Below are 13,404 nucleotides of genomic sequence, written 5' to 3'. Positions count from 1 at the left end.
ACTTTTCTTATAGTGACTATTATTTTTATTCTATGACAATAATGATTAATAATGTTTAATATTTAAAAGGAAGTGAGATTATTGAAAAAATCTAACCATTATATATATCAAATATTACTTACTATTTGCATCTTATTGTTGTTTCCTATATTAAGTCTAAAATTTACACTAAATTTTAAACCACTATATTATTCAGATGTTGTATCATTAAATATTTCTCAAATTTCTAATTTAGATACTAATGAAATAAAATTAAATTATGATTATATTATAAATTATCTTCAAAACCCTAATAATAAAGAATTTGAATTACCTACATTACACTATTCCGACAAAGGAAAAATTCATTTTGAAGAAGTAAAATCTATATTTAACAAACTTAATTTTATATTTTACATATTAATTTTCATTATTCTGATAACTTTATCTTTAAATTGGAAATCTATGAACTTTAGTTTTTTTAAATGGAGTTCTATTTATTTATTATTTATCCCTTTAACTCTTTTACTAGCTTTTTTAATAAATTTCGATAAAAGTTTTACATTTTTTCACAAAATATTCTTCAATAACGATTACTGGCTTTTAGATCCTAAAACAGATCCTATAATAAACATATTGCCACAAGAATTTTTCTTTCATTGTGGAATCATAATAGTTTTTCTTATGTTTATATGGAGTTTTATACTTTATTTTGTTTATAGAAAACTTACTAACTATTTTTCTTTTTGATGTTTGCTTATTATCTGTACTATTATTGTCTCTCCCTTTAATACTCCAATAATAAACAAAGCACTCATCATTATTGCAATAAATATCAACATTTTAAAATTACCTGTTAATATCTTGGAACCAAAATAAGCTGATATTGCTATCCCTGGTATCCTTCCCAAAGTAGAATATAATGCAAACTCCTGTAATGATATGTTTGAAACCCCACAGATATATCCAAAAACATCTTTAGGTACTCCCGGAACAAGATACAATAAAAATATTACAGTTTTTTGACTCCCTAGCTCTAAAATTTTTTCAATAAAATTAAATTTATTTTTTGACACTATTTTTTCTACAAAAGGCTTTCCAAATCTATTAGAAATTAAATAAACAATAATACTTCCTGTAACTATTCCTAAAAGTGATAGTATGCTTCCTATAAATGTTCCAAAAATATATCCTCCTGCTATTTGAACAACTTCTCCTGGAATAAAAAATGCAACCACTTGTATTATTTGAATTCCACAAAATACAAATACATTATAGACTCCATAAGACATTACATACTGTTTTACTTTTTCAGGATCTTTTAACACATCAAAATATTTATAATAATATTGATATCCTGAAATTATGAAGAATATTAGTATAAATATTAATATAATATATCCTTTATATTCTATAATTTTATTTTTTATATTTTTTAGCATATTATCTCCCTTATTTAACTACACCTCATTTTATAATAAATATACTATATTGTTTGATTAAAATTCTTTAATTATGAGTTTAATTTTAATTAAAATAAAAGAGCGAGGTGTTAATTTTAAATTAACACCTCGCTCTTTTATTCATTATTTCTCTAAATTAATTTCTTTAAATTCTTCTAATTTATCATTTTCAATTATTGATTGTTTTTTAGATTCCTTAGTAAATTTATTCAAAGATTGTTTTGTCTTATTTTTATAACATACTGCAACAGGTCCACCAATACATCCACCTTCACATAACATACCTTCTATGAAATTTCCTGGCAGTTTACCATTTTTAGCAAGAAGCATGTATCTTTTTAGATTTTCTTTACCGCTTATTTTAACCGGTTTAAATTCTACATTTAGCTTCTTATCTTTTATAACATTTTCTATTGCAGCAGAAAGTCCTCCACCTTGAGCAAATCCTCTTCCAAATGCTGAAGCATCTTCTATAATCTCATCTTCGCATTTTTCTAGATCAACCTCATATGCTCCCATTATAGCTGCTATTTCTTCAAAAGTTAATACATAATCAATTATTCCATTTACTTCTTCTCTTACCATTTCACTTTTTTTAGCAGTACAAGGACCAATAAATACAACTACAGCATTTTTATCCTTACTTTTTATTAGTTTTCCAGTGGCAACCATTGGAGAAACTGTATTTGATATTTTATCAACTTCATCAGGGAATTGTGTTTCAATATATGCTACAAAGCCTGGACAACAAGAATTAGTCATATATGTTTCTCCCTTTTCCATTCTTTCTACAAATTCCATAGCTTCATGTATTGTCACAGCGTCTGCTCCCAATGCAGCTTCTACCACATCTTCAAATCCAATATTTTTTAATGCATTCTTAACTTGTCCAACACTTACTTCTTCTCCAAATTGTCCTGTTATTGATGGTGCTATAACTGCATATAATTTTTTATCTGAATCCAACCCTTTTATAACTGGTACTATATAACTTTTATCAGATATAGCTCCAAATGGACATGCTTCTACACAAGCTCCACAATTTATGCAATTTTCTCTATTTATAATAGCTCTTCTGTCTTCATAATGTATTTGAATAGCACCTGTTGGACATACTGTTTTACATGGTCTCATAACCTCTGACACAGCATTATAAGGACAAGCTTTTTTACATAATCCACATTCTCTACATAAATCTTGATTTATATATGCTTTACCATTTATTCTTGTTATTGCATTAGCTGGACATACTTCCATACATTTATGTTGAATACATCCCCTACAAACTTCTGTAATAGTATATTTATTTATAGGACATGTATCACATGCTGCTTCTATAACATAAATTATTTCATCATTTTTATCTTGAGAATGTACATATTCAATAGAATTTGCATCAGCAATATATCCAGCAGCAAGCTTAGCTCTTTCCTTTACAATAGCTCTTTCATGATAAACACAGCATCTATATTTAGGCTTATTCCCTTTGATTACTTCATAAGGAATTTTGTCTATTTCATTTTGTGTAAATCTACCCTCTTTTGCTAAAACAGCAACATTTTTTAAAACTTCATATTTTAACTTTCTTAAATCTGTTTCAAATTTTATCATTTATTTCCCCCCGTTTGTATATAGCTAAGAATTATTCCCTCAATTTATTTTCTCAATATATAACCTCAATAAAACAACGTTTTAAGCAAGTTTTTATAAATTTAACTTTCATTAGTATTATAACAGATGACTTTTCAAAAGTAACGAAAAATATTGTAACAGATACATATAAAAAAAGTAACAGTTTGTTTATTTATTCATAAAAATACAAACTTTACGTTTTTTCTTAATTTATACTATTTTTTTTAATTATATTCTTATATCATTTTCTCTAGCATAATAAAATAAATACTGTTGTGCAAATCCTGAAAATTCTCCAAATTTATTTCTTGCGAATTCTCTTATTTTTTTTAAAGATACATCTGGTGCTAAATAAAAATGCTGCATAGCTCTTTTAACCCATATATCCACAGGAAATGCTGAGTATTTTTTCATAGAAAAAAGCATTACACAATCTCCCACTTTGGGTCCAACCCCACTTAATTTTTGTAATTCTTTGTGGCACATATCATCATCTAGATTCTTAATATAATCAACATCTATTTCTTTATTTGAAATTTTATTTATTGTATCTTTGATATACTTACCTCTAAATCCTGTTCCACATTTTTCGAATTCTTCTATAGTACAGTCTTTTAATACCTCAACTTTAGGAAAAGTATAGTATACCATATCTTTATATATGATTTTTTCTCCCCATTGCTCTGAAATTTTATTTATAACTTTTTTTATCATTGGTATTCTATTATTAGCTGATATGATAAAAGATATTATTATCTCAAATGGTTCCTGATTAAGTATTCTGATACCGTTCCCAAATTCTATAGATTTTTTTAAAATTTCATCTTTACTTAAAATTTCTTTTATAGACGAATAATCTCTATATAAATCAAAATATTGGCACCATATATTTTGAAAATCTTCCTCATTAGTATTATATATAATTACATCATTACCTTTTTTCTCTACTTCAATTACTTTGTTAAAAGCAATTCCTATGTAATTTCCATTTTCCTGCCTTTTCCATCTAAAACATTGTCCACAATCAAAAATATGAGTAAGTTCAAAATTTCTTACATCTTTAATTATTATTCCATCTTGAAATTCTTCTACATAATTAAAATCCATTATATATACACCTCCTTCACCTTATAAGAATATTGCGACGCGATATTCTTAATTATAAGAAAAGTGCGTCGCACTTTTCTTATTTTAACTCTTACTTTACTTTTTATCCATACTTTCATTGTTAAATTCTATTAATCTGTTTATACTATTATTATAAATTTGTTTATATTGGAAAATTTACATAAAAGGAGAATCTAAAATGGAAGATAAAATAATTTATGATGGTTGGCTAAAATTATATCATAGACAATTAGAAGGTAAAAAATATGATATTATAAAAAATTATGATGCTGTTTCAGCAATAATTTTAAATGAGTTTAATGAAATTTTGCTAGTAAAACAATTTAGACCTTCAGTAATGACTAATACATTAGAAATTCCTGCTGGATGCATTGATATTCCTGGAGAAGATATAAAGGAATGTCTAGTACGAGAAATAAAAGAAGAAGCAAATATAACCTTAACTACAGATGCTTTAGAAAAGATCATCTCATATAAACCTATAATGGGTTTTAGTAATAGTACTATGCATATATTTAAAGCTAATGTGAAAAAATCATGCCTTAAACACACCAAAATTAATAATGATGATGTAACAGAAGTACAGTGGATGCCTTTTAATGAATTTGAAAAAAACGTGCAAAACACTAAAATATGCGACAGTAAAAGTGTACTGGCTTACTATTATTTAAAATCGTCGATTGAAAAATAATTTTCTAAACCATTTAATTTAGGCATCTGAAAAAATAACAAAACATATAATGCTAGAAATACATTTCACCGCATTATATGTATGTTTTTAATTTAAACTATTTCTTTAATAAATGTTCATGAATAGCTTTTGCTGCTTTTTTTCCTGCCTCCATAGCAAGTATAACTGTAGCCGCTCCTGTTACCGCATCTCCACCTGCATATACTTTTTCTTTTGAAGTCTTACACGTTTCCTCATCTACTACTATACATTTCCATTTATTTATATCTAAACCTTCTGTTGTAGATGGTATTAATGGATTTGGAGAAGTACCAAGAGACATTATAACCATGTCTACATCTATAATAAATTCTGAACCTTCCATAGGTATAGGTCTTCTTCTACCAGATTTATCCGGTTGTCCAAGTTCCATTCTTATGCATTTCATTCCTTTTACCCATCCATTTTCATCTGATAAAATTTCCACTGGGTTAGTTAATAAATCAAAATTTACTCCCTCTTCTTTTGCATGATGTACTTCTTCTACTCTGGCTGGAAGTTCTTCTTCTGATCTTCTATATACTATATGAGCTTCTGCTCCAAGTCTTAAAGCTGTTCTAGCTGCATCCATAGCAACATTTCCTCCACCTACAACAGCAACCTTTTTACCTATTTTAACTGGTGTTGCATAATCTGTTCTATAAGCTTTCATTAAATTTACTCTTGTTAGAAACTCATTAGCTGCAAATACTCCATTTAAATTTTCACCTGGTATACCCATAAATTTAGGAAGACCAGCTCCTGACCCTATAAAAATTGCCTCATAATGTTCTTCTTTTATTAATTTATCTATTTTAGCAGTTCTTCCTACTATAACATTTGTTTCTATTTTAACTCCTAATTTTTTTATATTTTCAATTTCTGACTTAACTACTTTATCTTTAGGAAGTCTAAACTCAGGAATTCCATATACTAAAACTCCACCTGTTTCATGTAATGCTTCAAATATAGTAACATCATAACCTTTTTTAGCTAAATCCCCTGCACAAGTAAGCCCTGCAGGTCCACTTCCTATTACTGCTACTTTTTTATTTTTCTTAGGCTCTGTGTCAGTAAGATTTATATTATTTTCCCTTGACCAATCTCCTACAAATCTTTCAAGCTTCCCTATTGATACAGGTTCTCCTTTTATACCAAGTACACATTTACCTTCACATTGGGTTTCTTGAGGACATACTCTACCACATACTGATGGAAGTGAACTATATTTTGCTATAACCTTTGCAGCTTTCTCAAATTCTCTATTTTTAACATGTTGTATGAACAATGGAATATCAATTGATACTGGACATCCTTTTACACATAAAGGATTTTTACAATTAAGACATCTGCTTGCTTCAATTACAGCTTCCTCTTCTGTATATCCCAAACACACCTCATTAAAATTTTTGGCCCTAACTTTAGGATCTTGTTCTTTAACAGGTACTTTTTTCATTCTATCCATTATTCTTCACCTCCGCAGCAACCACATCCACCATGATGGTGATGATGTTTATCTTGATTTGGTTCTTCCATTTTCAATTTTTCTCTTCCTTCTTCTGTCTTATACATCGCTTGTCTTCTCATAGCTTCATCAAAATCTACTAGATGCCCATCAAATTCTGGTCCATCTACACATGCAAATTTAGTTTCATTTCCTATTGTTACTCTACAAGCACCACACATTCCCGTACCATCAACCATAAGAGGATTCATACTCACTATCGTTTTTATACCATAAGGTTTAGTAGTAAGTGCTGCATACTTCATCATTATAATTGGTCCAATCGCAACTACGTAATCATATTTTTTTCCTTGATTTTCTACTAGTTCTTTAAATTTTTCTGTAACTAGCCCCTTAGTTCCATAAGAACCATCATCTGTTGTTACATATACATTATCTGCTACTGCTCTCATTTCATCTTCTAATATTAACAATTCCTTAGTTCTAACCCCCATTATTACATCCGATTTCATTCCATTGTCATGAAACCATTTTACCTGTGGATATACTGGTGCTGCCCCTACTCCACCTGATATAAATAATACTTTTTTATTTTTTAATTCTTGTATATCTTCATTCAAAAATTCAGAAGGTTTTCCAAGCGGTCCTACAAAATCTTGAAAATATTGTCCCTCTTCATATTTAGCCATTTCAATTGTTGAGTATCCTACTGCCTGAAATACTATAGTCACTGTTCCTCTTTCTCTATCATAATCGCAAATTGTAAGAGGAACTCTTTCTCCTTTTTCATCTGTCTTTACAATTACAAATTGTCCCGGCATAGCCGTACTTGCAACTCTTGGTGCTTCTACATCCATAAGATAAATATTTGGTACTAAAACTTTTTTCTTGATAATTTTAAACATTATTACACCCCATATCATTTTATATAAATATTATATTTATTCATATATAATTTATTTAATTATTTACTATTATAATTAATAAAAATGTCTTAGTAAAGATAACTTTATATAAAATTTTTTTCTTATTAGTAATAAAATACATATATTTTAAATTGTATAATTATACATGCTATCAAATTTAAATACAAAATAGCTGTTGAATTTAAATTGAAATTCAACAGCTATTTTTATATACTATAATTTATATTGAAGAATTCTTATGCTTGAATACCCAAACTTGCAAGTATTAGTATTATAACAAGAGTACCAATTGGAATTAAAACTGAAACTATTCCTATATCTTTATAAGATTCTTTATGTGTTAATTGACATATTCCAAGTAATGTTATAACAGCTCCATTATGTGGTAAAGAGTCAAATCCTCCACATGCTATTGTTGCAATTCTATGAAGAACTTGTGGATTTATTCCAGCTGCATTTGCCATCTCTAAATATTGTTTTCCTAGAACTGACAATGCTATAGCCATACCACCTGATGCAGAACCTGTTATACCTGCTAATACATTACAAGATATTGCTTCTGCAATTAACGGATTACTTGATATTCCAAGCATAGCATTTTTTACAATAGCAAATGCTGCAAGAGATTTAATAACATTTCCGTATCCAACCTCAGATGATGTATTTATAATAGCAAGCAATGAACCTATTGCACCTTGATTACAACTTTTCTTAACATCTTTTAATCTCTTAATATTTAAAATGATTGCAACTAAAATTGAAATTACTAGAGCTATAATTAAGCTCCACATACCTGAAACCTTTGATAATTTAGTAGCATATTCTGATAAATAAGAAGCATCATAAGTTGAACTACCAAAGAAATATTTTGATATTACAAAGTTTAAAACTAATACTAAAATTATTGGAATTATCGATATACCAACTGATGGTAATTTTGATATATCCATATCTGTTACATTTTCATTTAAATGATCTCCATAACCTTCTCCAGCTTTTTTAGCTTTATTAGCTCTATGAGTTAACCACATCATTGATGCACCTAACATAATAGCTGACGCAATCAATCCTAACACTGGCGCAGCATATGCATCTGTTCCAAAGTATGGCATTGGTATTGCATTTTGTATTTGTGGTGATCCTGGAAGTGCTGTCATTGTAAAACCAAATGAACCTACCGCAATTGAACCTGGAATTAATCTTTTTGGTATATCTGCTTCTCTAAATAAAGATACTGCTATTGGATATATAGCAAAAGCAACAACAAACATTGAAACTCCACCATAAGTTAATATTGAACATGATAGTGCAACTGCTAATATAGCCTTATCTTTTCCTAATTTCTTAGCAATAAAATGTGCAATAGACTTTGCTGAACCTGTGTCATCCATAATTTTACCAAAGATAGCCCCTAGCATAAACACTGGGAAATATTTTTGAGCATATCCTGCGAATGCTTTCATAAATATTTCTGTATACGTTGCCATCACATGAGCACTAGCTCCTCCACTCATTAACGCTGCAAATATTGCTAGAATTGGTGCAAGAACAAGTACTGTTATTCCTCTATAAGCAAGATACATTAAAAGCATTAACGATACTACTATTCCAATAACTCCTATCATTTTTTATTCTCCTTTCTACGCTTTTGTTTTTTGTTTTGATACTCTAACTAAAGTTAATCAATTATATTACTTGATTTATAAATATCTTTATTTCTATTTTTATTTTTAAGTTTTATAAGTTTTAATTTATATATTTTATATTTGTAAGTTTAAGTTTACTATTTTTAAAATTTGTAAGTTTTGGTTAGATGTTTCGTAAGTTTTAGTTTGATTTTTTTAATTTATATATTTTATATTTGTAAGTTTTGGTTCAATATTTTAAATTTATAAGTTTCAGTTGGATGTTTTCGTAAGTTTTATTTTAATATTTTTTAATTTTTGTATTTGTAAGTTTTGGTTCAATATTTTTAATTTCGTAAGTTTTTATTAGATGTTTTTGTAAGTTTTTATTTATAAAATTTATAATATTGTAACTTATTGATTCTTTGTTTTAAACACTTCTTTTTTACTATTATTTAAGTCCCATAAGTTCATCTTTGAAAATTCTTTCATCCATTAATTTAAGATTTTCAGCAACAATTGGTTTAAACTCCATTCTTGCTAATATATCTTTTTCTAAATCTACTCCTGGTGCTATTTCAGTAAGAACTAATCCTTCTTTTCTAATTTCAAATACAGCTCTTTCTGTTATATATAAAACGGCTTGTCCTACTTCCATTGCATATTCAGCACTAAATGTGATTTGTTCTACTTCTTTAATAAACTTATTCACTTTTCCTTCTTGTGCTATAGTTAATTTTCCATCACCAGTAGATATTTTTAATCCACCTGCAGTAAATGTTCCGCAATACACAACTTTTTTAGCATTTTGAGTTATGTTAATAAATCCACCACATCCTGCTATTTTGGGACCAAATTTACTAACATTTATATTTCCTTTTTCATCACATTGAGCTAATCCTAAGAATGCAACATCTAATCCACCGCCATCATAAAAATCAAATTGATATGCTTGATCTAAAATACATTCTGCATTTGTTGATGCTCCAAAATTAGCTCCACCTGCTGGCACTCCACCAATCGGACCTGCTTCAACAGTTAATGTCATTGAGTCACCTATACCCTCTTCATTAGCCACTGCTGCAACACCTTCTGGAACACCTATTCCTAAGTTTACTACTGAATCCTTTGGAAGTTCCATAGCTGCACGTCTAGCTATTATCTTTCTTTGATTTAAAGGCATTTTTTCTACAGCACTTAGTGGAATTCTTGTTTTTCCACAGAACGATGAATTAAATTGTTCTACGAAAGTTTGTGGAGCTGTAGAATCTACTACAACTGCATCTACATATATTCCTGGAATTTTAACTAGTTTAGGATCTAAGCTTCCATTTTGAACTACTTTTTTCACTTGCACTATAACTATTCCACCAGAGTTTTTCGCAGCTTGTGCTATTGAAATATTTTCTAGTGTAGCTGCTTCTTCTTCCATAGTTATATTTCCATTTTCATCTGAATAAGTTCCTTTTAATAAAGCAACATTTATAGGTCTAGCCTTGTAAAACAAACGTTCATTTCCATCAATATTTACAAGTTTAACTATATCCTCATCATCTTTTGCAACATCATTTATTTTACCACCTTGCAATCTTGGATCTACAAAGGTTTTTAATCCTACATGAGTTATTGTTCCTATTTTTCCTGCAGCAATATCTCTAAACAAATGAGATATTGTTCCTTGTGGAAGATTATAAGCAGCTAATTTATTTTCTAGCGCTAACTTTTGAAGTTTTGGTGCAAGATTCCAGTGACCGCCTATAACTTTTGTAACTAAATTTTCATGTCCTAAACGATTTAATCCTTTATCTTTTCCATCACCTTGACCCGCTGCATACATTAATGTTAAGTTTTTGGGACTACCTTCCTCTAAAAATCTTTTTTCAACTCCAGCAATTACAGTATCTGGATGAGCAATTCCAAGAAAACCTCCAGTTGCTACTGTATCTCCATCTTTAATCATGGCAACAGCTTCTTGAACACTCTTTACTTTTGTAGCCATATAAAATTCCTCCTTCACATCTATCTACAATTTTATAATTAGCAATATCCATGCCAACAATGTTTTATTTTTAACAAACCTACCAATACTCTATTATAACTAGCTATCTATAATTTAAAAACACTATGTATTTAATAAAATTTAACTATTTTATCGAAAAATGTCTTGATTTGCAGACATTTTATGGTGAATTTCAAAAAATAATGTAGCATTTTTCATACACTAGAAAATTTTCATTGCATATTTGTATGAAAAATGCTACATTGTTATATAATTATCCATCTATACTATTTTATTTATACTAACATATTATGTTTATTCATTTTTTCGTAGAGAGTACTTCTACTGATATTAAGCATTTTGGCTGCTTTTGTTTTATTTCCATAACACATTGTTAATGCATTTATTATGGCATGTTTTTCTGTTTTATTCAAAACCTCATCCAAACTTTCAACCTTTTGATTAAAAACAATACCAGTAATCTTTACTGGAAGGTGCTCAGGTGAAATCTTCTCTCCGTCTTCTACTACATTTATAGCTCGCTCAATAACATTTTCTAATTGTCTCACATTGCCTTCCCATTGATAATTTTTTAATAATTTTATAGCTTCATTTGAAATTCCATTTATTTTTTTATCTAATCTCTCACATAGTTTATTAATTAAATAACTAACAAGTAAAATAATATCGTCCTTTCTTTCTTTTAACGGAGGTATATTAATTTCAACTACATTAAGCCTATAATAAAGATCTTCTCTGAATTCTCCTTTATTAACCATACTTTCTAAATTTCTATTTGTAGCAGAAATAATTCTTATATCTATCTTTTTGGCACTATTTGCTCCTATTCTTTCAACTTCTCTTTCTTGAAGAACCCGTAAAAGTTTAGCCTGCATTTTTAATGGCATATCACCAATTTCATCTAAAAAAATAGTCCCTCCATCAGCCAATTCAAATTTTCCCATTCTTCCTTCGATATTAGCTCCAGTGAACGAACCTTTTTCATATCCAAAAAGTTCCGATTCAAGTAATTCATTTGGAATTGCTGCACAATTAACCTTTATAAAATTTTGTTTTGAACGCTTACTTGTATTATGTATAGCATGTGCAAAAAGTTCCTTACCTGTACCGCTTTCCCCTTTAAGCAATACACTTGAATTGGTACATGCTGCTTTTCTCGCTAAAGACTTAGTTTCTTCAATTATCTCACTATCGCCTACTATATTTTCAAAAGAATAAATTGCCTTACTTATTTGTTTATCTTTTTTATTTTCAAATTCTTTTTCTATTTTATTTATTTTTTTATAAAACAAATTATAATTTCTCGTATTTCTAAACAACACATTCGCTACAGCTCCTACAATTTCTCCATTTTCTATTATAGGTATACGTGTTGCTATAATATATTTGTCATTAATTTTTTGAAGCTCAGTGTTTTCAACTCTTCCTTTTTTAATAACTATATGCATTCTTGTATTATCTATAACTTCTGTTACATGCCTTCCTACAGTCTCTTTTTGATCTACTCCTAAATATTCTGCATATGACTTACTCATAAGTGTAATTATACCTTCTTTATTAACAGCCACAACTCCATCATATGTTCTTTCTAATATACTTTCTAATTCTTTAATATATTTTTTATTTTTATTAAGCTCTTGCAATAACTTATATGTATTCATATTTTCAAAAATAAATATGATTGCACCAACAACTTTATTTTCACGTTTAATTGGTATAGTACTAGATATTATTTTTACACCATTAATTTCTACAAGCTCATATTTTTGTCCAATACCACTATCAATAACTTTTTTTGCTTTAAATTGAGGAATGAAATCAGAAATATATTTTCCTAAAATCTTATCAAATTTAATATTTAAAATACTCTTAATCTTTTCATTATAATTGGTAATTTTACAGTTACAATCTAAAATAATAATTCCATCTTCAATATTTTTCAACATAACCTCAAATTTTTCATCATAATATTCATTCATCATAATAGTTAATTCCCCCCTTTAAAATAGAGCTTCTATCATATATTATTTTATCAAATTCAGATATTATAATCACTATATAATTTGTGAACTTAATTTAATAAAAAAAGAAGTTATACAAATAAATGTACAACTTCTAGTATATCATATAAATATTAACTTATTATGGTATAAACTTCATTATAATATATACCTTAGTTCTATTGTTCCATTCCTTTAATTTGAGCTGTTAATTCTGGAACTATTTTGTTTAAGTCTCCTACTAATCCTAAATCTGCAACATGCATTATTGCTGCATCTTCGTCTTTATTTATAGCGATTATATAGTCACTATCTTGCATTCCTGCTAAGTGTTGGATTGCTCCTGAGATTCCGCATGCAATGTATAATTTTGGTCTTACAGTTTTTCCTGTTTGACCTATTTGTAATGCATGGTCTATCCAGTCGTTATCTGTAGCTGCTCTTGATCCTGCTACTA

Annotated in this window: 11 protein-coding genes; 2 read left to right on the top strand and 9 right to left on the bottom strand. The window is 28.3% G+C overall.

The features are described 5' to 3' along the window. Positions 1-72 precede the first annotated feature (72 nt). Complete coding sequence (locus tag OW763_RS16980) at positions 73-729, top strand: TIGR01906 family membrane protein (RefSeq protein ID WP_418921800.1); 657 nt, start codon at positions 73-75, stop codon at positions 727-729. Here the strand turns inward: OW763_RS16980 and OW763_RS08340 are convergent. The 3 genes from OW763_RS08340 to OW763_RS08330 form a co-directional block, all read right to left on the bottom strand. After that, complete coding sequence (locus OW763_RS08340) at positions 714-1,421, bottom strand: TVP38/TMEM64 family protein (RefSeq protein ID WP_268040669.1); 708 nt, start codon at positions 1,419-1,421, stop codon at positions 714-716. The genes OW763_RS16980 and OW763_RS08340 overlap by 16 nt on opposite strands. Before the next feature lie 144 nt (positions 1,422-1,565). Next, positions 1,566-3,053 (bottom strand): 4Fe-4S dicluster domain-containing protein, encoded by a 1,488-nt coding sequence (locus OW763_RS08335; RefSeq protein WP_268040668.1) that lies wholly within the window; start codon positions 3,051-3,053, stop codon positions 1,566-1,568. Positions 3,054-3,302: 249 nt separating this feature from the next. Further along, complete coding sequence (locus tag OW763_RS08330; protein ID WP_268040667.1) at positions 3,303-4,181, bottom strand: DNA-3-methyladenine glycosylase family protein; 879 nt, start codon at positions 4,179-4,181, stop codon at positions 3,303-3,305. A 199-nt stretch (positions 4,182-4,380) separates the two neighbouring features. Between OW763_RS08330 and OW763_RS08325 the strand changes: the two genes are divergently transcribed. Beyond that, positions 4,381-4,893 (top strand): NUDIX hydrolase, encoded by a 513-nt coding sequence (locus OW763_RS08325; RefSeq protein WP_268040666.1) that lies wholly within the window; start codon positions 4,381-4,383, stop codon positions 4,891-4,893. A gap of 97 nt (positions 4,894-4,990) precedes the next feature. On the opposite strand, the gene gltA is transcribed toward OW763_RS08325, so the two are convergent. The 6 genes from gltA to OW763_RS08295 all read right to left on the bottom strand — a co-directional run. Further along, positions 4,991-6,376, bottom strand: a complete 1,386-nt coding sequence (gltA, locus tag OW763_RS08320; RefSeq protein ID WP_268040665.1) for an NADPH-dependent glutamate synthase — start codon at positions 6,374-6,376, stop codon at positions 4,991-4,993. Next, entirely contained in the window at positions 6,376-7,281 is a 906-nt protein-coding gene (locus OW763_RS08315) for a sulfide/dihydroorotate dehydrogenase-like FAD/NAD-binding protein (RefSeq protein WP_268040664.1), read from the bottom strand. The genes gltA and OW763_RS08315 overlap by 1 nt, the downstream gene beginning before the upstream one ends. A gap of 257 nt (positions 7,282-7,538) precedes the next feature. Next, positions 7,539-8,927 (bottom strand): GntP family permease, encoded by a 1,389-nt coding sequence (locus OW763_RS08310; RefSeq protein ID WP_268040663.1) that lies wholly within the window; start codon positions 8,925-8,927, stop codon positions 7,539-7,541. A 451-nt stretch (positions 8,928-9,378) separates the two neighbouring features. After that, positions 9,379-10,926: an acyl CoA:acetate/3-ketoacid CoA transferase gene (locus OW763_RS08305; RefSeq protein ID WP_268040662.1), complete on the bottom strand. Its 1,548-nt coding sequence runs from the start codon at positions 10,924-10,926 to the stop codon at positions 9,379-9,381. Between the two features lie 296 nt (positions 10,927-11,222). Continuing rightward, a complete protein-coding gene (locus OW763_RS08300; RefSeq protein WP_268040661.1) occupies positions 11,223-12,929 on the bottom strand; it encodes a sigma 54-interacting transcriptional regulator in 1,707 nt (568 codons plus the stop codon). A 197-nt stretch (positions 12,930-13,126) separates the two neighbouring features. Beyond that, positions 13,127-13,404: electron transfer flavoprotein subunit alpha/FixB family protein (locus tag OW763_RS08295; protein WP_268040660.1), on the bottom strand; the 278-nt coding region annotated here is incomplete at its 5' end.

Origin of the sequence: Clostridium aestuarii, from assembly GCF_026735135.1 — a bacterium.
GTDB lineage: Bacteria > Bacillota > Clostridia > Clostridiales > Clostridiaceae > Clostridium_H > Clostridium_H aestuarii.
This window is presented reverse-complemented; position numbering and strand designations above follow the sequence as displayed.